The organism is Streptomyces sp. HUAS TT11 (assembly GCF_051553595.1).
Lineage (GTDB): Bacteria > Actinomycetota > Actinomycetes > Streptomycetales > Streptomycetaceae > Streptomyces.
Map to the genome: position 1 here is coordinate 6736696 of NZ_CP196184.1, position 22793 is coordinate 6759488.

The 22793-nt window shown below is 69.7% G+C and carries 18 protein-coding genes and 1 tRNA gene; 6 read left to right on the forward strand and 13 right to left on the reverse strand.

From position 1 onward, the window contains the following. Positions 1–80 precede the first annotated feature (80 nt). On the reverse strand, positions 81–1877 hold the full coding sequence (locus tag ACSHXN_RS30065; protein WP_356108168.1) for a bifunctional metallophosphatase/5'-nucleotidase: 1797 nt from the start codon (positions 1875–1877) through the stop codon (positions 81–83). A 141-nt stretch (positions 1878–2018) separates the two neighbouring features. Here ACSHXN_RS30065 and ACSHXN_RS30070 point away from each other — a divergent pair, with 141 nt between their 5' ends. Next, on the forward strand, positions 2019–2861 hold the full coding sequence (locus ACSHXN_RS30070; protein WP_438304333.1) for an SIMPL domain-containing protein: 843 nt from the start codon (positions 2019–2021) through the stop codon (positions 2859–2861). Between the two features lie 62 nt (positions 2862–2923). Further along, entirely contained in the window at positions 2924–4360 is a 1437-nt protein-coding gene (gene pyk, locus ACSHXN_RS30075; RefSeq protein WP_355133049.1) for a pyruvate kinase, read from the forward strand. A gap of 51 nt (positions 4361–4411) precedes the next feature. Here the strand turns inward: pyk and ACSHXN_RS30080 are convergent, their stop codons facing one another. After that, positions 4412–5173 (reverse strand): transcriptional regulator, encoded by a 762-nt coding sequence (locus ACSHXN_RS30080; protein ID WP_355133047.1) that lies wholly within the window; start codon positions 5171–5173, stop codon positions 4412–4414. A 105-nt stretch (positions 5174–5278) separates the two neighbouring features. Next, positions 5279–5353 (reverse strand) — tRNA-Leu (locus ACSHXN_RS30085). Positions 5354–5455: 102 nt separating this feature from the next. Here ACSHXN_RS30085 and ACSHXN_RS30090 point away from each other — a divergent pair. After that, positions 5456–6106, forward strand: coding sequence for an ANTAR domain-containing response regulator (locus ACSHXN_RS30090; RefSeq protein WP_355133045.1), 651 nt, complete (start codon positions 5456–5458; stop codon positions 6104–6106). A gap of 71 nt (positions 6107–6177) precedes the next feature. Here the strand turns inward: ACSHXN_RS30090 and ACSHXN_RS30095 are convergent, their stop codons facing one another. The 9 genes from ACSHXN_RS30095 to ACSHXN_RS30135 form a co-directional block, all read right to left on the reverse strand. Further along, the gene (locus tag ACSHXN_RS30095) at positions 6178–6894 is read right to left on the reverse strand and encodes an ABC transporter ATP-binding protein (RefSeq protein ID WP_355133043.1); all 717 of its coding nucleotides are present in this window, start codon (positions 6892–6894) and stop codon (positions 6178–6180) included. Next, positions 6891–7802, reverse strand: a complete 912-nt coding sequence (locus ACSHXN_RS30100) for an ABC transporter ATP-binding protein (protein WP_356291892.1) — start codon at positions 7800–7802, stop codon at positions 6891–6893. Before ACSHXN_RS30100 ends, ACSHXN_RS30095 begins: the two co-directional genes overlap by 4 nt. A gap of 5 nt (positions 7803–7807) precedes the next feature. After that, the gene (locus ACSHXN_RS30105) at positions 7808–9634 is read right to left on the reverse strand and encodes a branched-chain amino acid ABC transporter permease (RefSeq protein WP_355133039.1); all 1827 of its coding nucleotides are present in this window, start codon (positions 9632–9634) and stop codon (positions 7808–7810) included. A gap of 5 nt (positions 9635–9639) precedes the next feature. After that, on the reverse strand, positions 9640–10572 hold the full coding sequence (locus ACSHXN_RS30110) for a branched-chain amino acid ABC transporter permease (protein WP_355133037.1): 933 nt from the start codon (positions 10570–10572) through the stop codon (positions 9640–9642). A 111-nt stretch (positions 10573–10683) separates the two neighbouring features. Continuing rightward, complete coding sequence (locus ACSHXN_RS30115; RefSeq protein WP_355133035.1) at positions 10684–11916, reverse strand: branched-chain amino acid ABC transporter substrate-binding protein; 1233 nt, start codon at positions 11914–11916, stop codon at positions 10684–10686. 287 nt (positions 11917–12203) lie between these two features. After that, positions 12204–12821, reverse strand: a complete 618-nt coding sequence (locus tag ACSHXN_RS30120; RefSeq protein ID WP_355133033.1) for a Tat pathway signal sequence domain protein — start codon at positions 12819–12821, stop codon at positions 12204–12206. After that, positions 12818–13237 carry a hypothetical protein gene (locus ACSHXN_RS30125; RefSeq protein WP_438304337.1) on the reverse strand — a complete coding sequence of 140 codons (420 nt, stop codon included), beginning with the start codon at positions 13235–13237 and terminating at the stop codon, positions 12818–12820. Before ACSHXN_RS30125 ends, ACSHXN_RS30120 begins: the two co-directional genes overlap by 4 nt. Positions 13238–13299: 62 nt before the next feature. Continuing rightward, entirely contained in the window at positions 13300–13788 is a 489-nt protein-coding gene (locus tag ACSHXN_RS30130; RefSeq protein WP_355133029.1) for a hotdog fold thioesterase, read from the reverse strand. 53 nt (positions 13789–13841) lie between these two features. Further along, a complete protein-coding gene (locus tag ACSHXN_RS30135; protein ID WP_438304340.1) occupies positions 13842–16121 on the reverse strand; it encodes an FdhF/YdeP family oxidoreductase in 2280 nt (759 codons plus the stop codon). Between the two features lie 404 nt (positions 16122–16525). Between ACSHXN_RS30135 and polA the strand changes: the two genes are divergently transcribed. Both polA and ACSHXN_RS30145 read left to right on the forward strand, forming a co-directional pair. Further along, complete coding sequence (gene polA / locus ACSHXN_RS30140) at positions 16526–19252, forward strand: DNA polymerase I (protein ID WP_438304342.1); 2727 nt, start codon at positions 16526–16528, stop codon at positions 19250–19252. 289 nt (positions 19253–19541) lie between these two features. Further along, positions 19542–20009 carry a hypothetical protein gene (locus ACSHXN_RS30145; RefSeq protein WP_356291898.1) on the forward strand — a complete coding sequence of 156 codons (468 nt, stop codon included), beginning with the start codon at positions 19542–19544 and terminating at the stop codon, positions 20007–20009. On the opposite strand, the gene ACSHXN_RS30150 is transcribed toward ACSHXN_RS30145, so the two are convergent. Beyond that, positions 19933–20790, reverse strand: coding sequence for a DUF4184 family protein (locus tag ACSHXN_RS30150; RefSeq protein WP_356108154.1), 858 nt, complete (start codon positions 20788–20790; stop codon positions 19933–19935). The genes ACSHXN_RS30145 and ACSHXN_RS30150 overlap by 77 nt on opposite strands. A gap of 272 nt (positions 20791–21062) precedes the next feature. On the opposite strand from ACSHXN_RS30150, the gene ACSHXN_RS30155 reads away from it, so the two are divergent. Next, entirely contained in the window at positions 21063–22775 is a 1713-nt protein-coding gene (locus ACSHXN_RS30155; protein WP_355133019.1) for a lytic transglycosylase domain-containing protein, read from the forward strand. The last annotated feature ends 18 nt before the right edge of the window (positions 22776–22793 follow it).

The following is a 22793-nucleotide window of genomic DNA, read 5'->3' on the forward strand; positions in this document are numbered from 1 at the left end:
GAGCCGAACCGGAGCACGCACACCGACGGCGCCGGGGCACAGACCGCCACCGGCGCCGTCGCGCTGCCACCGCCGAAGCGTCAGAAGACCGGCACCCCGTCACGGGTGAGCCGCCAGTCCGCCGAAGCGAAGTCCTTCGGGTCCAGAACACCCTTCGTGGTCGCCCACTCCGCGATCCGGGTCCGGATCTCCGTCGACTCCGACCACAGCTCCTTCGCCGAGGCCACGTACGGGAAGGCACCCCCGCCATTGGCACGGTAGTTGTTCACCGCGAACACGAACTGCTGCGCGTCGTCCAGTGCGGCACCGCCGAAGGTCAGGTTCTTGATGCGCGAACCCGCGGCCTGGGCGATGTCGATGTCGTACTGCAGCCCCGACACATAGTCGTAGTTGTAATCCGGACGGCCGTTCGCGTTGCTCAGCTTCTCCACGTCCACCGGCACGCCGGCGGCCGTCTGCACGAAGTACTCCGCCGAGTACTCCAGGTACGCCCGGACCTGAGCACCCGTCATCAACTTCGCGACCAGCGTGTTGTCGTACACGTACAGGCCCGAAAGATCCCGGATCGTCACATTGCCGGCCGGGATCTCCGAGGTGCGCGAGAACGGCGACGCCTGCGAGATCACCGGCAGGGCGGCGTACTCCGTACCCGCGAGCGCCGCCTTGACCACGTCCTCCTGGACCTTGGTGATCAAGTCGATGATCGGCGCGTCCTTGTAACGGGCCTCCACCGTCGTCAACGTCTCGGTCGCCTTGCCGACGACCTGGTTGACGTACGCGACGACCTTCGCGTGCTCGTCGGAGAGCAGCCCGGTGATCTTCGGGTCGTCGGCGACCGTGCTGGAGTTCCGCAACGACGCCGAGACCGACTCGACCTGCCACTTCCCCTTCTCGAAGACCAGCGCGACGTCGAACAGCGTCAGCCGCTCGGCGAAGCACAGCGGCTCCGACAGCACGACCGTCCGGCCCGTCCGCTCGTTGGTGACCTTCAGCTCCGGGATCTCCTGGTGCGCGTGCCCCACGAGGATCGCGTCGATACCCGGCACCTGCCGGGCCACATTGGCGGCCGCGTCCTCCACATAGGGCAACTGGTCACCGTACGACGACGTGCCCGAGGTGCCGGAGTGCGCCGACACGACGACCACGTCCGCGCCCATCGACCTCAGCTTCGGCACCCACTTGGCCGCCTGCTCCTCCAGGCCCGGGAACGTCAGCTTGCCCTGCACATACGCCTTGTCCCAGATCGCGATCCCGGGGTTGGTCAGACCGAGGACCGCGACCTTCACCGGCGGCGCGCCCGGCACATGGAACTGCTTCATGAAGTACGGAGGGAAGGCCGGCTGCTGCGTCCTGGCGTCCAGCGCGTTCGCGCCGAGCAGCGGGAAGCGGCACTGCGACTCGAACTTCCGCAGCGTCTCGATGCCGTAGTTGAACTCGTGGTTCCCGAGCGCCACCGCGTCGTACCCGATCGCGTTCATGGCCTGCGCCATCGGGTGCACCGGACCGTGCTTGGCCGTGATCGGGTCGACCTTCGCGTAGTAGTACGTCAGCGGGGTGCCCTGGATCGTGTCACCGGCGTCCAGCAGCAGCGTGTTGCAGCGGCCCTTCTCCGCGCGGACCTGCTCGACCAGGGTCGAGATCCGGGCCAGGCCCTGGGAGTTGCCCGCCTTGTCGGTGTACTCCGCGTCCTTGAAGTAGTCCCAGTTGAAGACGTGCCCGTGCAGATCGGTGGTCCCCATCACCGTCAGCGAGTACCGCTTGGGGCCCTTCGCCGCCGGTGCGGCCTGAGCCGCCGGAGCCGCCGCGGCCCCCGACAGCGCCACGCCCGCCCCCGTCGCGGCGGATCTCTTCAGGAACTTCCGGCGGTTCAACGGCATGTCTCGCTCTCCTTCGGAAATGGTCAACGACGCGCGTAGATTCTGACTTGCGCATGACGCGTCGCAACAGCCCCCGCAGGTTGCGATCTGATGACCGGTACACGCCCCCTGCGCAAACCCCGCGGAGACGGAGTGGAACCCATGACCACCGGCCCCGCGCACCCGGCCGCCCGCCGTCCCCTACGGCACCCCCGACGCCCCGCGCATCGCCGTCCGCGGAGAAGCCCGCATCGAGGTCGACCCGGAGATCGCCCGCATCGACGTCACCGTCACGGCCCACGCCCCGACCGGCGCACCGCCCCCGACGACCTCACCCGCCGCAACACCGCCGCACTCGACCTCATCGACGGCTACGGAGCAGCCGTCGAACGACTCGGGACAGGCGCCTTCACCGTCACCCCCGAACTCACCCCGCACGGCCACCGCGAGCGCATCCGCGCCTACCACGGCCACGTCCACGTCAGCGCCGAACTCAACGACTTCACCGCACTCGGCGAACTCACCACCCGACTGGCCGACCTCGAACTCACCAGGGTCGACGGCCCCTGGCGGGCCCTGCGCCCCGACTCACCCGCCCCCGCGCAGCCCGGCAACAGGCCGTACGCGAAGCCGTTGCAGCGAGCCCGCGAATACGCCGAAACACTCGGCGCCACCCTCACGGCCCTGGTCGAGCTCGACGACACCGGCGCCGACGACACCGATCGGCGCAGCCGCGCCGCCCGGTCCGTCAGCCGGGCGGCTCCTGACGGCACGGAAGCCGCGGGCGGCCCCGACCCCCTCGCGCCCGAACCCGGGCGCCGGCACATCCACGCCCGGATCGACGCCCGGTTCACGATGGCGCCACCGCGACTCCAGACAATTCCCGTCACCCGCAGTGACGAGAATTCACGGCCTGCCCGAAATCGGCCCCCGCATTTCTCTCCGGGATGCTCATCGGAGCGCAGCACCGCACAATTCAACACTTGTCAATATCGCTTCACTTAAAGGTTGTTGAGTAGTCACGCCGGACCAATTCTCTACCGGCGGGTAAGGCCTAGGCTCGAAGCATGCGCCGAGCAAAGATCGTCTGTACATTGGGCCCCGCCACCGACTCGTACGAGCAGATCAAGGCCCTGGTCGACGCCGGAATGGACGTCGCCCGCTTCAACCTCAGCCACGGCAGCTACGCCGAACACGAGGAGCGTTACCAGCGCGTGCGAAAGGCCGCCGACGAGACCGGCCGCAGCGTCGGAATCCTCGCCGACCTTCAGGGCCCGAAGATCAGACTCGGACGATTCGTCGAAGGCCCCGTACTCCTTGAACGCGGAGACGTCTTCACGATCACCGTCGAGGACGGCGTCGAGGGTGACCGCCAGACCTGCGGAACCACCTACGCCGGGCTGGCCGCCGACGTCACCACCGGTGAGCGCATCCTCGTCGACGACGGCAAAGTGTGCCTGGAGGTCACGGCCGTCGACGGCCCCCGGGTCCACACCGTCGTCGTCGAAGGCGGCATGGTCTCCGACCACAAGGGCCTCAACCTCCCCGGCGTCGCCGTCTCCGTCCCCGCACTCTCCAAGAAGGACGAGGACGACCTGCGCTGGGCGCTGCGCACCGGCTGCGACGTCATCGCCCTCTCCTTCGTCCGCAGCGGCAGGGACATAAGGGACGTCCACCGCATCATGGACGAGGAAGGCCGCCGCCTTCCCGTGATCGCCAAGGTCGAGAAGCCGCAGGCCGTCGAGAACATCGACGAGATCGTCGCCGCCTTCGACGGCATCATGGTCGCCCGCGGCGACCTCGGCGTGGAAATGCCCCTCGAACAGGTCCCGATCGTCCAGAAGCGCGCGATCAAGCTCGCCAGGCGCAACGCCAAGCCGGTCATCGTCGCCACCCAGATGCTCGACTCGATGATCGAGAACTCCCGCCCCACCAGGGCGGAGGCCTCCGACGTCGCGAACGCGGTCATCGACGGCACCGACGCCGTCATGCTCTCCGGCGAGACCAGTGTCGGCAACTACCCCGTCGAGACGGTCAGGACGATGGCCCGCATCGTCGAGGCCGCCGAAGAGGACATCCTCGCCAAGGGACTCCCGCCGCTCACCGAGAGCAACAAGCCCCGGACCCAGGGCGGAGCCGTCGCCCGCGCGGCGGCGGAGATCGGCGACTTCCTCGGCGCCAAGTTCCTGGTCGCCTTCACCCAGTCCGGCGACACCGTCCGCCGGCTCTCCCGCTACCGCTCCCCGATCCCCCTGCTCGCCTTCACCCCCGAGCCGGCCACGCGCTCCCAGCTCAACCTGACCTGGGGCGTGGAGACCTTCCTCGGGCCGCACGTCGACTCCACCGACGCGATGGTCGACCAGGTCGACGAACTGCTGCTCAAGTACGGCCGCTGCCGCCGCGGCGACATCGTGGTCATCACGGCGGGCTCCCCGCCCGGGGTCTCGGGCTCGACGAACATGGTGCGGGTGCACCACATCGGCGAGGACGACAGCCCGAAGTAGCCGGCCCGAACACCGAGGGCCCCTCCTGCCGGGGGGCCCTTTCGCGCGCGGTCAGTACTTGGGGCCGACGTGAACGTCCAGCAGCGCGACGGAGGCCTTGCGGGCGACGGAGATGTTGCGCTGGTTCGCCCGCCGCCACTCGACGCCCACTCGGTCCAGGGTGTCCGTGAAGAGCTGGACGATGTCACGGGACAGATTGGTGAAGAAGTACCGCGGATACTCGTAAGCCTTGCGTTCACCGTCGACCAGGCGAGCGGTCCGGTTGATGGTGCGGCAGCCGTCGGAGTGGATGAGGCCCCGGATCAAATCCCAGGGGTGAGCGTCGACGATGTCCTGCTGCCAGCGCTCGAGGACGATCCGGCGTTCGTGCTTCTTGCCGGGACCGTGCTGCGGGAAGAGGCAGGGCCAGTGTTTGCTGGAAGTGCTCACCGCTACGCACCCCTGTTTCCGGACGCGGACGACGCTGTTCGACGGCCGCACCGCGCGCATCGCCTCCTCACACGCGTCGATGATGCCCGGCCAGGCGCTGTCCAAGGCGACGCGCAGGAAGTAGACGCCTCTGCGGTGGGGGCTGATGCATCCGTCGCCGAGATAGAGGCCGAGCAGGTAGGCGTACGCCGCAGGGTTTTCCGGGGCGCCGGGATCTTCCTCACACCTCGGGCAGGGGCTGCTCGCGCGTGAGCCGGGTTCGATGCGTGTCTGCCAGGAGCGGATCGCATACCGGGAAATCCCGGTTTCCTTGCTGACGGAGTTCAGGCTGTGCCCCTGGGCGACCAGAGCCAGAGCTCGCTTACGTGTGCCCATGTCGTACATGAAGCCACCCTGAGCGACTTCTCATGGCCATACAGAGAAATAGCGTATGTTCACGAGAACGTGGACATACGCTGGTGGATTCCGACCTTGGAACCGAAGGAAAAGTGCCCCGGGTCGGACTCGAACCGACACTGTATGGGTTTTGAATCCATTGCCTGCTGCCAATTGGGCTACCGGGGCCCAACGAATCGAAGGTCACTCTCGACCCGCTGCCTGACCACCTTACCGCAGCTAGGTAGGCTCTTGGGAGCAGTACCTGCCTGCCCTGGACAAGGAGCCCGAGTGACCTCCCCCGAGTCGCCCCAGCCCGTTGCCGACGACGACAAGTCGCACGTGCCTCCGCTGACGACCCGTGTCGTCATCGCCGAGGACGAGGCGCTCATCCGGCTCGACCTCAAAGAGATGCTCGAGGAGGAGGGCTACCACGTCGTCGGTGAGGCCGGAGACGGTGAGCAGGCCGTCGAGCTGGCCCGTGAGCACAAGCCCGACCTGGTGATCCTCGATGTGAAGATGCCGAAGCTCGACGGCATCTCGGCGGCCGAGAAGATCGCCGAGGAGCGCATCGCCCCGGTTCTCATGCTGACCGCGTTCTCGCAGCGCGACCTCGTCGAGCGTGCCCGGGACGCGGGTGCGATGGCGTATCTGGTGAAGCCGTTCAGCAAGAGCGACGTGGTCCCGGCGATCGAGATGGCGGTCTCCCGGTTCAACGAGCTCAAGACGCTGGAGAAGGAGGTCGCCGACCTCACGCTGCGGCTGGAGACCCGGAAGCTGGTCGACCGGGCGAAGTCGATCCTGCAGACGGAGTACGGGCTGAGCGAGCCCGCCGCCTTCCGCTGGATCCAGAAGACGTCCATGGATCGCCGTATGTCGATGCAGCAGGTCGCGGAGGCCGTCATCCAGGACGCCGAGGAGAAGAAGGCCGCGAAGGGCTGAGGCCCGGTACGCGTGTGTGAGGCCCGCGCCCCTCCTCGGGGCGCGGGCCTCACACATGTGCCGGGGAGGGTTCAGTCCTCGCCGAGGTAGGCCTTCCGCACGGATTCGTCGTGCAGCAGGTCCTGGCCGGTGCCGGAGAGGACGATGTTGCCGACCTCCATCACATGGCCGTGGTCGGCGAGCGACAACGCCGCCTGGGCGTTCTGCTCGACGAGGAGGATCGTCGTGCCCTGGGCCTTCAGTTCGACGATGGTCGCCATGATCTTCTGCATCATGATCGGGGAGAGGCCCATGGAGGGTTCGTCGAGCATGAGCAGTTTCGGCTGGGACATCAGGGCCCGGCCCATCGCGAGCATCTGCTGTTCACCGCCGGACAGGGTGCCGGCGGCCTGCTTCCTGCGTTCCCCGAGGATGGGGAAGAGGTCGTAGGCCCGCTGCATGTCCTTGTCGACGGCCTGCTTGTCGGAGCGCAGGAACGCGCCGAGGCGCAGGTTGTCCTCGATGGTCATGCGGGGGAAGATGTGCCGCCCCTCGGGGGAGTGGGCGAGTCCCAGTGAGACGACCTGGTGGGCCGGGATCTTCTTGAGCGATCTGCCCTGGAACCTGATCTGGCCGCCCACCGGCCTGAGCAGGCCGGAGAGGGTGCGCAGGGTGGTGGTCTTGCCGGCACCGTTGGTGCCGATGAGGGTGACGACCTCGCCGGCCTCGACCTTGAAGGAGATGCCCTTGACGGCTTCGATCTTGCCGTAGGCGACCCGGAGGTCCTCGACTTCGAGCAGTGCGGTCATCGGTCGTTCTCCTTGCCGGGCGCGGCGTCCGTCTGTGCTTCGGCCTGCGCCTCGGCGGCCTCCACCTCGGCGACCTCCGCGTCGCCGGGGGCGTCCTGGAAGGGTTCGCCGAGGTAGGCGGCGATGACGCGTTCGTCGCCCTGGACGGTCGCGCTGTCGCCTTCGACGAGTTTCTCGCCCTGGACGAGGACGGCGACGCGGTCGCAGAGGTTGAAGATGAAGCGCATGTCGTGCTCGATGACGAGGACGGCGATGCCCTTGTCGCGGATGGCGAAGACCAGTTCCTCGGTGGTCCGGGTCTCCTGCGGGTTCATGCCGGCGGTGGGCTCGTCGAGGAGCAGCAGGCCGGGTTCGCTGGCCAGGGCGCGGGCGATCTCGAGCTTGCGCTGTTCGCCGTAGGGCAGGTTGCGGGCGAGGTGTTCGGCCTTGGCGGCGAGGCCGACGAACTCGAGGAGTTCCATGGCCCGTTCGCGGGATGCCGCTTCGGCGCGGTGGAAGCTGGGGAGGCGCAGGACGGCCGACCAGAAGCCTTCCTTGGTGCGGGTGTGGCGTCCGACCAGCACGTTCTCCAGGACGGTCATGTTGGAGAAGAGGCGGATGTTCTGGAAGGTGCGGGCGATGCCGGCGGCGGTGACCTTGAAGGACTTGGGCGGCAGGACGTTGCCCTTGTAGCGGACTTCGCCCTCGGTGGGGACGTAGAGGCCGGTGAGGCAGTTGAAGAAGGTCGTCTTGCCGGCGCCGTTGGGGCCGATGAGTCCGACGATCTCGCCGCTGTTGACGGTGAGGTCGACGTTGCGTACGGCGGTGAGGCCGCCGAAGCGCATGGTGACGCCGCGTGCGTCCAGTACGACCTGGCCGGGTGCGGTGGCGTCCGGCGTGGCGTCCTTGGTGGTGGTGTCGGTGGTCATGGTGGTCAGGCCCCTGTCTTGCCGAGGACTGTGGGCGCTTCCGCCTCTTCGTGGAATTCCAGTTGGCGGCGGCGGTTCGGGATGAGGCCCTCCGGCCGGAAGCGCATCAGCAGGATGAGGGCGACGCCGAAGGCCAGGAGCTGGTAGTCGCCGAGGAACTGGAGTTTGTTCGGGATGAGGAAGAGCAGTGCGGCGCCGATGAGGGGGCCGCTGATGGTGCCCATGCCGCCGAGGACGACCGCGGCGAGCAGGAAGGCCGAGTTGGGCGGGATGGGGCCGGCGAAGAGGTACTGCTCGGGTGTCACGGTGTAGGTCACGTGTGCCTGGACGGTGCCGGCGAGGCCGGCGAGTGATGCGCCGACGGCGAAGGCGATGAGTTTGACCCGGAAGCCGTTGATGCCCATGGCGAGTGCGGCGGTCTCGTCCTCGCGGATGGCGACCCAGGCGCGTCCGATGCGGGAGTTTCCGCTGCGCCGGAAGACGAGTACGACGACGGCGGTGATGATCAGCATCAGGAAGAAGTAGTTGGCGAAGCGTCCGATGGTGAAGCCGCTGATGTCGTGCTGGGCGCCGAAGTCGAAGCCGAGGACGTCGAGGTTCGGGATCGACGCGATGCCGTTGGAGCCGTTGGTGACGTCGGGTCCGGAGGTGCCGTCGAGGTTGTTCGCCGTGATGCGGAAGATCTCACCGAAGCCGAGGGTGACGATGGCGAGGTAGTCGCCGCGCAGGCGGAGGGTGGGGGCGCCGATGAGGACGCCGAAGACGAGCGAGGCGGCGGCGCCGATGAGGACGGCTGCCCAGAAGGGGAAGTGCACGCCGAAGGGCGAGTTGGGGGATCCGGAGACCAGGGCCGCGGCGTATGCGCCGACGCCGAGGAAGGCGACGTAGCCGAGGTCGAGGAGGCCGGCGAGGCCGACGACGATGTTCAGGCCGAGGGCGACGGTGGCGAAGATGAGGATGTAGACGCCGAGGGTCGCGTACTGGTCGCTGGTCTGGGTGAAGGGGAACAGCGCCGCCGCGACGAATGCGCCGCAGATGGTGATGTTCTGGTGCCGGGCGGTGAGTTCGGATGCCTGGCTGATCAGGCCGGCCTTGGCGAGGGCGGCGAAGCCGAAGCCCGCGGTGATGAGGAAGCCGACGAAGAGTTCGTCGTACTCGGTGCCGATGCCGTAGGTGAAGACGGCCAGGCCCAGGGCCAGGATCGCGACGATGATCAGGATCTCGACGTAGGCGGGCAGTTTGGCCACGGGGCGGGGGGAGCCGGAGGCGAAGGCGGCTCGGACCGTCGTCCACCGGTGGGACGCCTGGTGCTTGAAGTGCTCCCAGGAGGTGTCGTCGGGGTCGATGGGGTCGGGCTCGGGCCGTTCGAAGGGCAGTGCGAGGGCGCCGAGGAACGCGGCGAGGGTGGTGACCGCCGCGATGTAGCCGCCGGGCTCGAGGTTGACGAGTCCGCCGAGTTCGATGCTGATGGACAGGATCGTGTACCAGGCGGTGGCGAAGGTGGTGAGGGCGGCGAACTTGAGGGCGCCGTCGGCGCCGGCCGGGACGAGCCAGCGCAGGCCCTTGACTCCGTAGGAGGCGAGGCCGAACAGGGTGGTGAGGACGCCGCCGATGAGGACGAGGACCTGCAGGCCGCCCGGGTAGCCGTAGACGGTGAGGTCGCCGGGGAAGTCGGTGGTCCACGTCCAGGCGAGGAACGTCGAGACGATGGTGAGCGCGCCGGCCGCGGTGGCGAGGGCGCGACCGATGTGGGGCGGGATGGCGACGAGGCCGGAGGGGGCGCCGGGGGCAGGGGTGCTCGGGGTGTCGGGAGCGGTGGTCTGTGTGGTCATCGGTGTCACGCCCTGTCCGCGACGCGCTCACCGAGCAGACCTTGTGGCCTGAGCAGGAGCACGAGAATGAGGAGTACGAACGCCCAGACGTCTGCCCAGGACTGGCTGCCGAACTTCTCCATGCCCGGGAGGTCGGCGATGTACGCGGTCGCCAGGGTTTCGGCGATGCCGAGGACGATGCCGCCGATCATGGCCCCGTAGATGTTGCCGATGCCGCCGAGGACGGCCGCGGTGAACGCCTTGAGGCCGAGGATGAAGCCCATGCGGAAGTCGACCTGGCCGTATTTGAGGCCGTAGGCGACGCCGCCGACGGCGGCGAAGACGGCGCCGAGGGCGAAGGCGATCACGATGATGCGGTCGGTGTTGACGCCCATGAGCTTGGCGGTGTCCGGGTCCTGGGCGGTGGCCTGCATGCCGCGTCCGGTGCGCGTCTTCATGACGAAGTAGGCGAGGACGGCCATGCTGATGGGGGCCGCGGCAAGGAGGAAGATGTCACCGGTCTGGATGGTGACGTTGCCGAGGTGGAAGGGGCCTCCGTCGATCTGCGGGAAGGTCCGGGCGGACTTGGCCTCGGGGTACCAGGCCCAGACCGCCTGCTGCAGGGCGAGGGAGAGACCGATGGCCGTGATGAGGGGGGCAAGTCGTGGCGCGTTGCGCAGGGGGCGGTAGGCGAATCGTTCCGCTCCCACCGCGACGATGACGGCGACCAGGACGGCCCCGATGAGCATCAGTGGCAGGGCGATCCACATGGAAGTGCCATCGGGCAGTACGTACGCGTAGACCGTGAGGGCGCCGAAGGCGCCGGTCATGAAGATCTCGCCATGCGCGAAGTTGATGAGCTGGACAATGCCATAGACCATTGTGTAGCCGATGGCGACCAGCCCGTACATGGCTCCTAGTAGCAGGCCGTTGACCAGCTGCTGCGGCAGTTCGTTCACCGCATGTCCTCCGAGACTTTCGGATGTTCGACGGATGTGGCCGGATGCGAGTCCGCGCGGGGCGCCTGTGGAACAGCGCCCCGCGCGGCTCGTGAGCGGTGCGGGTGTGGATCAGCCGGTGTAGGTACCCGACTTCACCGGCTTCCAGGCACCGTTCTCGACGGCGTACACGGTGAGCTGCTTGTTGGTCGCGTCACCGAACTCGTCGAAGGAGACCTTGCCGGTCACACCGTCGAAGGAGACGTTCTGCATGGCGGCGGTGACCTTCGCGCGGGCGTCGGAGGGGAGCTTGCCGCCGTTGTCCTCGACGACCTTCTTGACGGCCTCGATGATCGACCAGGCGGAGTCGTAGGAGTAACCGCCGTACGCGGCGTACTCCTCCTTGTAGCCGGCCTCCTTGTAGTTGGCCACGAACTCCTTGGCGGAGGGGAGCTGTTCGACCGGGGCGCCGACCGAGGTGGCGAGGTCGCCGGTGCTGTTGGCGCCGGCCAGCTTGATGAACGTCGGGTCGAAGATGCCGTCGCCGCCCACGACCGGGACCTTGGCGCCGGTGGCCTTGATCTGCTTGCTGAGCGGGCCGGCCTGCGGGTACTCGCCGCCGTAGTAGACCACTTCGGCGCCCGAGTTCTTGACCTTGGTGGCGACCGCGGAGAAGTCCTTGGTGTCGGGGTTGATGTGCTCGGTGCCGACGACGGTGCCGCCGAGCTTCTTGAACTCCTCGGTGAAGGTGGCGGCGAGGCCCGCGCCGTAGGTCTTCTTGTCGTCGATGACGAAGACCTTCTTCTTCTTGGAGTCGTTGTAGACGTACTGCGCGGCGAACGGGCCCTGGATGGCGTCCGTGGTCGCGGTGCGGAAGTAGGACTTGTACGTCCGGGCCTTCGTCTTCTGCCAGTCCGGGCCCTGGGTGAGGGCCGGGTTGGTGTTGGCCGGGGAGACCTCGACCAGCTTGGCGTCGTCGAAGACCTTCTGCATCGACTCGGCGACGGAGGAGTTCAGCGGGCCGACGACGCCGAGGACGCCGTTGTCGGCGACGAGCTTGCTGGCGTTCTGCTGGCCCGAGGAGGGCTGAGCCTGGTCGTCGAGGGCCTCGATCTTGAAGGTGACACCCTTGACGTAGTTCTGCTTGTTGGCGGTCTTGGCCGCCAGGTCCACGGAGTTCTTGATGCCCAGGCCCAGCGCGGACAGGTCGCCGGTCAGTGGCGCGTCGACGCCGATGGTGACGGTGGTGCCACCACCGCTGCCGGAGTCCGAGCTCTTGCCGTTGTCGCGCGAGCCGCAGGCGGTGAGGGTCAGTGCTCCCGCCGCCAGCGCGGCGGTGATGGCGATGAGCGAACGTTGACGCACGATCAGTCCTTTCCCTGGCACGGCCCTCCCCCCTGGAAGTGGCCGAGTCGAGCGCTGGGCCGAAGTGACATTCAGACCGCGCGGTGACTGGCCGTGACTCTAAGCGTGGGCGGGGAACGTCGAGGAGGGTCTGACCAAGGCTGTGACGCTCTTGTTATGACACGAGGTAATGCAGAGCGGTACTGGACGGGTGGAACAGCTGAATTCCGACTGATTCGCCCGGTCCGCATAGTGAGAACCCGCAGGACGTGCGCCGCTGAGTTCAGGGGTGTCGGCGGTTTTGGTGATTACCCGGAATCGTCGTCGCAGGCGACGCGCACGGCACTCGAGAGCGCATGCGCATAGCGCGGCCCCAGGATGAAACTCTGCACCTGCATTGCACGCGTATTACGCAGAGTTACGTCCAGGAAAGGCAGCCCGGCGTCTTCGGGGACTTTTCCGCATTCGGTCACATGCATGGTGATGACAACCTTGCGGGGCGAACCCGCCCTTGTCCGGAAAGGCGGGCGCGGCAGCGAGGTGACGGAAAGACCGGCATAGGGCTGGGCTATCCGGCTCACGGTCACCGGCGGTCCGGACTCCACGCGCAGCACCACGCCGAAACTGAAGCTCCTGGGCGGGGCGCCGGGCGGTGCGGCCACGGAGTTGAGGTAGGTGACCTCGACCACCTGGGAGGGGTACGGCGGTGGTGGGGGCGGGGGTTGCCGCGGTCGTGCGGCGTAGAGGTAGCCGCCGCCCGCGAGGAGGGCGGCGATCGCGGCGGTCGTGAGGGCGACACGGCGGTGCCGGTCGTACAGCCGCCCGAGCCGTCCGCGTGGTGCACCGTGCAGCAGCGAGGCGCCCGGGTCGGGGGCGTCCCAGGCACTCGTGCCCTCACCCGGCTCGACGGGCCCGATGCCGCTCATTGCCACGGACCGTTGCTCGGACCGCCGGTGCGGTACCAGTCGGCGCAGCCCTCGTGCGCCCGGCGGTCGATCAACCGCTCGGCGGCCTGGGCGCCCTGACGCCGTTTCACGGCTCGCGCGTCGTCCACGACGGCCCGCAGGATCTCGTACTGCCCGTTTGAGAGCCCCATCGTCTGGTAGTCGCCGTACGTTTCGCTGTCCAGCACCTTGCGCGACCAGTACCCGACGACCCGTGCGCACAGCTCCTGGGCGGGCGTGGTCCGCGCCGACGGCGAGACGCCGGCCTGCCCGGAGCTGCTCCCGCCGACGGAGCCCGAGTTGTCGCAGGCGGTCGCCAACCCGCCCGCGAGGAGCGCGAGTCCGAGCGCCGACCCCAGCGCGGTCACCCCCGGCCGGGGGCCTCCTCCCGTTGCCATGCCATGACGCTAGGACGCCGGTGGCCCAGGATCAACGGCGCTGCGGACACCGGTTCGGCGGGTCAGCCCGCCGAGCGCACACGGGCCTCGTCGCCCGGGTTCACATCGCGCAGCAGGCAGGTCAGCCGGGCGGTGCACACGCGCTTGCCCTCCTCGTCGCTGATCACGATCTCGTAGGTCGCGGTCGAGCGCCCCCGGTGGACGGGGGAGGCGACACCGGTGACCAGGCCGGAGCGCACTCCGCGGTGGTGCGTGCAGTTCAGGTCGACGCCGACGGCGATCTTGGAGCTGCCGCCGTGCAGCATGGAGCCCACCGAGCCGAGGGTCTCGGCGAGCACGGCGGAGGCGCCGCCGTGCAGCAGTCCGTAGGGCTGGGTGTTGCCCTCCACCGGCATGGTGCCGACCACCCGCTCCGGCGAGGCCTCGATGATCTGGACGCCCATGCGGGTGCCGAGGTGGCCTGCGGAGAAGAGGGCGGGCAGGTCGACGCCGAGGGCGGCGTACTCGTCGATGATCTCTTGCGGGAACTTCACGGTGTGCTGCTCGCCCATGGGGCACGGCTCCGTTCGTCGGGTCGGTCGCTCGGCTGTGGCTGAGCAAACGCTCAGTCGGTCGCCGATTGTTCCAGGCGGACGACGACGGACTTGCTCGCGGGGGTGTTGCTCGTGTCCGCGGTGGCGTCCAGCGGGACCAGCACATTGGTCTCCGGGTAGTAGGCGGCCGCGCAGCCCCGGGCGGTGGGGTAGTGCACCACACGGAAGCCGGGGGCGCGCCGCTCGACGCCGTCCTTCCACTCGCCGACCAGATCGACGTACGAGCCGTCCGCCAGGCCCAGCGCGCGGGCGTCCTCGGGATGGACGAGGACCACACGGCGGCCGTTCCTGATACCGCGGTAGCGGTCGTCGAGACCGTAGACGGTGGTGTTGTACTGGTCGTGCGAGCGCAGGGTCTGCAGCAGGAGCCGGCCCTCGGGCAGCTCGGGGAACTCCACGGGGGCGGCGGTGAAGTTGGCCTTCCCGGTGGCGGTGGGGAAGCGGCGCTCGTCGCGGGGTGCGTGCGGGAGCGCGAAACCTCCCGGGTGCGCCACGCGCGCGTTGAAGTCCTCGAAGCCGGGGATCACGCGTGCGATGCGGTCGCGGACGGTCGCGTAGTCCTTCTCGAACTCCTCCCACGGGACCGTGCTGTCGGCACCCAGCACCCGGCGGGCCAGGCGGCACACGATGGCCGGCTCGGACAGCAGATGGCCGCTCGCGGGCTCCAGACGCCCCCGGGAGGCGTGCACCATGCCCATGGAGTCCTCGACGGTAACGAACTGCTCGCCGCTGCCCTGCAGATCGCGCTCGGTGCGGCCGAGGGTGGGCAGGATCAGGGCGCGCGCGCCGGTGACGGTGTGCGAGCGGTTCAGCTTGGTCGACACGTGCACGGTGAGCCGGGCACGGCGCATGGCCGCCTCGGTCACCTCGGTGTCGGGGGAGGCGGACACGAAGTTGCCGCCCATCGCGAAGAAGACCTTCGCATCGCCGTCGCGCAGGGCACGGATGGCCCGGACGACGTCGTAGCCGTGCTCACGCGGCGGCGCGAAGCCGAACTCCTTCTCCAGCGCGTCCAGGAAGGCGGGCGCCGGGCGCTCGAAGATGCCCATGGTCCGGTCCCCCTGCACGTTCGAGTGACCGCGCACCGGGCACACGCCCGCGCCGGGACGTCCGATGTTGCCGCGCAGCAGCAGGAAGTTGACGATCTCCCGGATCGTGGGGACCGAGTGCTTGTGCTGGGTGAGGCCCATGGCCCAGCAGACGATGGTGCGCTCGGAGGCGAGGACCAGCCCGAGGGCCTTCTCGATCTCCTCGCGGGTGAGACCGGTAGCCGTGAGCGTGTCGTCCCAGTCGGCCTCGCGGGCGGCCTCGGTGAACTCCTCGAAGCCGTGGGTGTGTTCGCGGACGAACTCCTCGTCGACCGCTCCGTGCGTCTCGAGGATCAGCTTGTTGAGCAGCCGGAACAGCGCCTGGTCGCCACCGATGCGGATCTGCAGGAACAGGTCGGTCAGCGCGGCGCCCTTGAGCATGCCCTGGGGGGTCTGCGGGTTCTTGAAGCGCTCCAGGCCCGCCTCGGGCAGCGGGTTGACGCTGATGATCCGCGCGCCGCCCGCCTTCGCCTTCTCCAGCGCCGAGAGCATGCGCGGGTGGTTGGTGCCGGGGTTCTGCCCGGCGACGATGATCAGATCCGCCTTGTAGAGATCCTCGAGCAGCACGCTGCCCTTGCCGATGCCGATGGTCTCGGAGAGCGCGGAACCCGAGGACTCGTGGCACATGTTCGAGCAGTCGGGCAGATTGTTCGTGCCCAGCTCCCGGGCGAAGAGCTGGTAGAGGAACGCCGCTTCGTTGCTGGTACGGCCCGAGGTGTAGAAGACGGCCTCGTCGGGCGACGCGAGCGCCTTGATCTCCTCGGCGACGATGTCGAAGGCACGCTCCCAGGAGACCGGTTCGTACTGGTCCGCGCCTTCGGGCAGGTACATGGGATGCGTCAGGCGCCCCTGCTGGCCCAGCCAGTAGCCGCTGCGCGAGGCGAGGTCGGCGACCGGGTGCGCGGCGAAGAACTCCGGGGTGACCCGGCGCAGGGTGGCCTCCTCGGCGACCGCCTTCGCGCCGTTCTCGCAGAACTCGGCGGTGTGCCGGTGGTCGGGCTCGGGCCAGGCGCAGCCGGGGCAGTCGAAGCCGTCCTTCTGGTTGACGCGCAGCAGGGTGAGTGCCGTGCGGCGCACGCCCATCTGCTGCTGCGCCACGCGCAGGGTGTGTCCGATCGCGGGCAGCCCCGCCGCGGCGTGCTTCGGCCCGGCGACCTGCGGCGCGTCCTGGATCGGGTCACCCTTGGGCGGCTTGCTGGCCATCTCGGCCCTCCCCTTCGCATGCACGTGTGAGGTACGCCTCCGATCCTCGCACGCTGTGATGACGGGGAGCGCCGCCCCATCGCGCGGAGCGCGGGCCCGCGCGCGGCGGCCGCGGGGCGCGGTTCCGCGGTGCTCCGTCACGGTGAGCGGCCGGGTGACCGCGTGCCGCTGCCCCGACTCCGCGGGCACCGTTCGATCCGTCGCGGCGTGCGACCGGTGCGGCCGTCCGATGCGACCGGGCCCCGGCCCGGCTGGGGTGCCCGTCCGGCCACGCCCGACCAGGTCGGGCCGGGGCGGTCCCCGCACCGCGACAGGGCGGCCGGCACCCGGGATGCGGCGACCGCCGGACCGGAGGCGCCCACGGGCGGGTCCGAGTGTCAGCGGGGCGTGGCAGGATCGGGTGCGTGGCAGAAACAGCATCGAAGAAGACCGAGAAGACCTCCGGCGGCGACCGTCCGCGGCTGATGCTCATGGACGGGCACTCACTGGCCTACCGCGCGTTCTTCGCGCTGCCCGCGGAGAACTTCACGACCGCGACCGGCCAGCCGACGAACGCGATCTACGGTTTCGCGTCGATGCTGGCGAACACGCTGCGCGACGAGGCGCCCACGCACTTCGCGGTGGCGTTCGACGTGTCCCGCAAGACCTGGCGCTCCGAGGAGTTCACGGAGTACAAGGCGAACCGCTCGAAGACCCCGGACGAGTTCAAGGGTCAGGTCGAGCTGATCGGCGAGCTGCTGGACACGATGCACGCCCCGCGCTTCGCCGTCGAGGGGTACGAGGCGGACGACGTGATCGCCACGCTCGCCACCCGGGCCGAGGCCGAGGGCTTCGAGGTGCTGATCGTCACCGGCGACCGCGACTCCTTCCAGCTGGTCACCGACAACATCACGGTGCTGTACCCGACGAAGGGCGTCTCGGAGCTGACCCGGTTCACTCCTGAGAAGGTCTTCGAGAAGTACGGGCTGACGCCCGCGCAGTACCCGGACTTCGCGGCGCTGAGGGGCGACCCGTCGGACAACCTCCCGGGCATCCCGGGCGTCGGCGAGAAGACGGCCGCCAAGTGGATCAACCAGTTCGGCTCGTTCGCGGAGCTGGTGGAGCGCGTGGAGGAGGTCAAGGGCAAGGCCGGGCAGAACCTGCGCGACCACCTGGAGTCGGTGAAGCTCAACCGCCGGCTCACCGAGCTGGAGCGGGGCGTGGCGCTGGAGAAGGCGGTCACCGACCTGGAGCGCGCCCCGTACGACCGCAAGGCCGTCGCGATGGTCCTGGACACCCTGGAGATCAGGAACCCCTCGCTGCGCGAGCGGCTCTTCGCCGTCGACCCCGGCGCCGAGGAGGCCGAGGCGACCCCCGTCGCGGCCGGCGGTGTCGAACTGGACGGTTCGGTCCTGGGCGCGGGCGAACTGAAGCCCTGGCTCGACCGGCACGCCGGACAGCCGCTCGGCGTGGCCACGGTCGACTCGTGGGCCCTCGGCACCGGTGCGGTCGCGGAGATCGCGCTGGCCGCTGCCGACGGCGCGGCGGCCTGGTTCGACCCGTCGCAGCTGGACGAGGAGGACGAGAACGCGTTCGCGGCCTGGCTCGCCGACCCGGCCGGGCCGAAGGTGCTGCACAGCGCCAAGGGCGCGATGCGGGTCTTCCCCGAGCACGGCTGGACCCTGCGGGGCGTGGCCATGGACACGGCGCTCGCCGCGTACCTCGTCAAGCCGGGCCGTCGTTCCTTCGCGCTGGACGCGCTGTCGCTGGAGTACCTGGGCCGCGAGCTGGAGCCGGCCGCGACGGCCGACGGGCAGCTCGCCTTCGGTACGGACGACGGCGCCGAGGCCGAGGCGCTGATGATCCAGGCCCGCACGGTCCTCGACCTCGGCCGGGCCTTCGAGGAGAAGCTGAGCGAGGTCGGCGCCGCGGACCTGCTGCGCGACATGGAGCTGCCCGTCTCCGCGCTGCTGGCGCGTATGGAGCGGCACGGCATCCCCGCGGACCGCACGCATCTGGAGGCCATGGAGCAGATGTTCGCGGGCGCCGTCCAGCAGGCGGTGAAGGAGGCGCACGCGGCGGCCGGGCACGAGTTCAACCTGGGCTCGCCCAAGCAGCTCCAGGAGGTCCTCTTCGGCGAACTGGCCCTGCTCAGGACCAAGAAGACCAAGACGGGCTACACGACGGACGCGGACGCCCTGGCCTGGCTCGCCACCCAGACGGACAACGAACTGCCGGTGATCATGCTGCGTCACCGTGAGCAGGCCAAGCTGCGGGTCACGGTCGAGGGCCTGATCAAGACGATCGCGGCGGACGGCCGGATCCACACCACGTTCAACCAGACGGTCGCGGCGACCGGCCGGCTGTCGTCGACGGACCCCAACCTGCAGAACATCCCCGTGCGCACGGACGAGGGCCGGGCGATCCGCCGCGGGTTTGTGGTCGGCGAGGGCTTCGAGTCGCTGATGACGGCGGACTACAGCCAGATCGAGCTGCGGGTGATGGCGCACCTGTCCGAGGACGAGGGCCTGATCCAGGCGTTCACCTCCGGGGAGGACCTGCACACCACGGTCGCCTCCCAGGTGTTCGGGGTGGGCCGCGACGCGGTGGACGCGGAGATGCGGCGCAAGATCAAGGCGATGTCCTACGGCCTGGCGTACGGCCTCTCGGCGTTCGGTCTGTCCCAGCAGCTGAACATCGAGGCGGCGGAGGCCCGTGCCCTGATGGACACGTACTTCGAGCGGTTCGGCGGGGTGCGGGACTATCTGCGCCGTGTCGTCGATGAGGCGAGGGCCACCGGGTACACGGAGACGCTCTTCGGGCGCCGCCGCTACCTTCCCGATCTGAACAGCGACAACCGCCAGCGCCGGGAGACGGCGGAGCGGATGGCTCTGAACGCCCCGATCCAGGGCACGGCCGCGGACATCGTCAAGATCGCCATGCTGAAGGTGGACAGCGCGCTGCGGGAGGCCGGCCTCGCGTCCCGCATGCTCCTTCAGGTGCACGACGAAATCGTGCTGGAGATCGCTCCGGGCGAGCGTGACCGGACGGAGGAGGTCGTCCGCCGCGAGATGGCGGGCGCGGTCCACCTCAGGGCGCCCCTCGATGTGTCCGTGGGATCGGGTGAGGACTGGGAGTCGGCCGCCCACTAGCCACCGCCCGGGCCCCGGCGAGCGGCCGGGACCGGGATCCGTTCCGGGGCCCGGCGGCCCCGGGACGGCACGGAACATCCGGCGGGGGCCGCGTTTCGTCCACCCGCCCGGGCCCGCCGCCCGCCGCGGCGGTGGACGACCTCGGCGGTGATCCGGCGGCGCGCCGGTCAGGGTGGGCGGCGCGCCGGTCCAGGGCCGGCGGACGAAGCCGCGGAACCCCCGCCCGGCCCCTCACTCCCGTGGCCTTCGCCAAGGGGCGCCCGCGCCTGCGCGGGCGTAAGGATGCCCCATGGGTATACGTCCGCTTCCCCGCCGGGCGGCGATCCGAGGGGCCTTCGTATGCGCCGCTCTCCTGCATCCGACCGCCGCCCGCGCGCCCGGCGCGAGTACCGCACGTCTGCCCCGGCCCGGCCTCGCCGAGCGCGCCGCCGCGTTCACCGCCAGGGTGTCGGAGGGCATCCGGACCATCCGGACGGCGATCGCCTCCTGTCTCGGAGCCCCCGAGGGACCGCCGGGCGATGCCGGCCCGGACTGTTCCCACGCGGGCCGCCGCCCCGGGCCGTCCGAGCAGGACGCGGCCGGCTCGCGCCTGCGTGCCGTGCTCACCGCGGCCAGGGACCTGCTGCGGGCACTCGCCGCCTCGCGCCGTTCCCGTGTCGCCTCCGGCCCCGGCGAGCCCCTCAGCGGGACACCGGGCGGGCCGGCTCCCTACGAGCCGCTGCCCGGTCGGCAGGGCCCGGACGACGACGCGCCCTGACCATCACCGTGTAGAGCGCCAGCCCGACGACGAGACCCGCGCCCGCGCCGAAGCAGACCGCCGGGATCAACTCCCACGGCTTCGCCGTCGCACCCCAGTAGGCCCACCACCGTGAGGCCCGCTGCGCGGCCCCCGCCGCCGCACACCCACCGATGACCGCTCCCGCGAGCCACCGATCGGCCCAGGACAGCGCCGGCACCCGCGACAGCACGGAGGGGCCGGCCGTCACCCGACGCAGCGCGACCACCACGAAGACCGCGATCACCACCGCCGCGACCGCCGAACTCCCGTACTGCACGTACCAGTACAGCGGGGCATCCCCGATCTGCCGCCCCAGCACGGGGAACAACCGCACCCCCCACCGGTCGTGATGGGTGAACGCGTCCCACACGACATGCGTCAGCGCGCCCAGCGCGGCGGAGACATACCACCACAGGGCCACGGGAAACGAGAGCCCTCGCCGCGGTGCACCGCAGCGCACCAGCGCCGCCAACCGCCCCTGCCGAGCCGGCGGCAGCAACGCCACCAGCGGTTCGCGCACTGCCAGCCACGCCCCCACCAGAACCCACGCGATGAGCACATCGACCGTGAACACCCCGGCGAAGGAGTGGGTGACGTCACCGAACTCCATCCCCCCGGACACCGCACTCGCCGCGTAATAGGTCAAGTCGGGCGCGAACGAGCCCGCCACGAGGACCGCGGGCACCAGCCGTCCGCGGCCCGACCCGTCGCCCCGCACGGCGGGCAGCACCGCCGCCGCATGACTGAGAGTGAACGGCACGTGAGGCCCCCCGCGGCAGTCGTCGGCCGGGTACAACCACCCGGTGATCACGGACGTCCAGTATGAGGTACGCATGAAACGGGTGGGGCGATCCGTCCTGCTCGTACGCCCCGCCGAACCGGACGTGACCAACGGGTGAAAACCGGGCGCCAACGGGTGTCCGGGCCACTCAAGTTGTCGTAGGGTCACATGGTCACCGCGCCGGGCGCGTGGTCGAATGCACACAACGCGATCGAACGTCCGTGGGGTCGTCGACGGGAGGGGTTCACTCAATGGCGGCGCATTTCGGCCGACGGCTGCGCAAGGGGGCGGCAACCACCGCTGTGGCGGCGGCCGCGGTCGCGGCTCTGGCGGCGTCCCAGGCTCCCGGTGTGGCCACCGAGGACCAGGGCAAGCAGCCGACCGGTGCCCAGTCCACGTCCGAGGCCGTCGACGGCGCGGGCACCGACGGCTCGGCGACCGGCAACGGCGGCTACTTCACCGACCTGCCGCCGCTCAACAGCCCCACCGCGTCGCCCAGCCCGAGCGCCGGAGCGACCACCGGCGTCACCGGGGTCACCGGCGTCTCGGAGGCGGGCATACCCGCCACCGTCCTCGACGCCTACAAGCAGGCCGCGGCCGAAGTCCGCGAGTCGAAGCCGGGATGCAACCTGCCCTGGCAACTCCTCGCCGCCATCGGCAAGGTGGAGTCCGGCCAGGCCCGCGGCGGCCGGGTCGACGCCGACGGGACGACGTACTCGAAGATCCTCGGCCCCGTCCTCAACGGCAACGGCTTCGCACACATCAAGGACACCGACAACGGTGTCTACGACGGCGACAGCGTCTACGACCGCGCGGTCGGTCCCATGCAGTTCATCCCCTCGACATGGGCGTGGGCGGGCCGCGACGGCAACGGCGACGGAGTCGATGACCCGAACAACGTCTACGACGCCGCCCTCGCCGCCGCGCACTACCTCTGCCGCTTCGACCGCGACCTCGAGGTCCAGTCCGACATGAACGCGGCAATACTCGGCTACAACAACTCGCAGGACTACCTCCACACCGTTCTGTCCTGGTACGAGTACTACCTCAAGGGCACCCACTCGATCCCGGACGGCACCGGCAAACTGCCCGCGCACCGCAGCGACGGCAAGCCCGGTACCCACCCGAAGCCGGCGAAGACCGACAACGCCCCCGGCAAGCCGGGCAAGGGAGGCAAGGGGGGCTCCACCGGCCCGAGTCCGTCCCTTCCGGGCAAGCCGAAGCCGCCGTCGACGTCGCCGACCCCGACCGACACCGTCGACCACCTGGCGGACGGCGGGACCGGAACGCTCTCCGCCATGACGGGCGACACGTTCGGCCAGAAGATCGTGGTGAAGGCCGTGACCAAGGCGGGCAAGGCCGTGCCGAAGGTCCGGGTGCGCTTCACGATCAGTGGTGACACGGACTCCACCTTCGCGGGCGGCGAGCGTGTGGCGGCCGTCGTCACGGACAGCACGGGCAAGGCCACCGCGCCCGCGCTCGTGGCGGGCGCGAGGACGGGAGACTTCAAGGTCAGCGCCGTCGTCGCGGGCCGCACCGCCACCGGTGTCGACTTCCCGGTGACCGTCACCGAACGCCAGGCGGACGCCGTCGCCCGTACCGGTGACACCCCCCTCACCTGCACCCCCGGTGGCGAGTTCACGGACCAGGTCGAGGTGAAGGCCACGTACAAGGGGGCCGTCGCGGACGGTGTCGCGGCCACCGCGACGCTCGTCAAGTCGGCCGACGACCCGACCGAGAACGACAAGGGCCCCTACTTCAAGGACGCGGACGGCAAGACCGTGCGCACCCTCACGGGCCTGACGACCGACGCGGACGGTCTGCTGAAGCTCCCGAAGCTCTACGCCGACGACACGGCCGGCACCTTCCTGCTCCGCATCACCACCGCGGGCGGGGCCACCGTGACGGTCGAACTGGACGTCGCGGCGGCCACCTCCACCCCGTCGGCAGACCCCGGCGCATAGGCTCCGATCGCACATACG

What these genes read in the sequence shown, in the direction of transcription:
- ACSHXN_RS30065 (WP_356108168.1), bottom strand. Translation starts at nt 1,877, where the DNA reads ATGCCGTTGAACCGCCGGAAGTTCCTGAAGAGATCCGCCGCGACGGGG.
- ACSHXN_RS30070 (WP_438304333.1), top strand. Translation starts at nt 2,019, where the DNA reads ATGACCACCGGCCCCGCGCACCCGGCCGCCCGCCGTCCCCTACGGCAC.
- pyk (WP_355133049.1), top strand. Translation starts at nt 2,924, where the DNA reads ATGCGCCGAGCAAAGATCGTCTGTACATTGGGCCCCGCCACCGACTCG.
- ACSHXN_RS30080 (WP_355133047.1), bottom strand. Translation starts at nt 5,173, where the DNA reads ATGTACGACATGGGCACACGTAAGCGAGCTCTGGCTCTGGTCGCCCAG.
- ACSHXN_RS30095 (WP_355133043.1), bottom strand. Translation starts at nt 6,894, where the DNA reads ATGACCGCACTGCTCGAAGTCGAGGACCTCCGGGTCGCCTACGGCAAG.
- ACSHXN_RS30100 (WP_356291892.1), bottom strand. Translation starts at nt 7,802, where the DNA reads ATGACCACCGACACCACCACCAAGGACGCCACGCCGGACGCCACCGCA.
- ACSHXN_RS30105 (WP_355133039.1), bottom strand. Translation starts at nt 9,634, where the DNA reads ATGACCACACAGACCACCGCTCCCGACACCCCGAGCACCCCTGCCCCC.
- ACSHXN_RS30120 (WP_355133033.1), bottom strand. Translation starts at nt 12,821, where the DNA reads ATGAGCGGCATCGGGCCCGTCGAGCCGGGTGAGGGCACGAGTGCCTGG.
- ACSHXN_RS30125 (WP_438304337.1), bottom strand. Translation starts at nt 13,237, where the DNA reads ATGGCAACGGGAGGAGGCCCCCGGCCGGGGGTGACCGCGCTGGGGTCG.
- ACSHXN_RS30130 (WP_355133029.1), bottom strand. Translation starts at nt 13,788, where the DNA reads ATGGGCGAGCAGCACACCGTGAAGTTCCCGCAAGAGATCATCGACGAG.
- ACSHXN_RS30135 (WP_438304340.1), bottom strand. Translation starts at nt 16,121, where the DNA reads ATGGCCAGCAAGCCGCCCAAGGGTGACCCGATCCAGGACGCGCCGCAG.
- ACSHXN_RS30145 (WP_356291898.1), top strand. Translation starts at nt 19,542, where the DNA reads ATGGGTATACGTCCGCTTCCCCGCCGGGCGGCGATCCGAGGGGCCTTC.
- ACSHXN_RS30155 (WP_355133019.1), top strand. Translation starts at nt 21,063, where the DNA reads ATGGCGGCGCATTTCGGCCGACGGCTGCGCAAGGGGGCGGCAACCACC.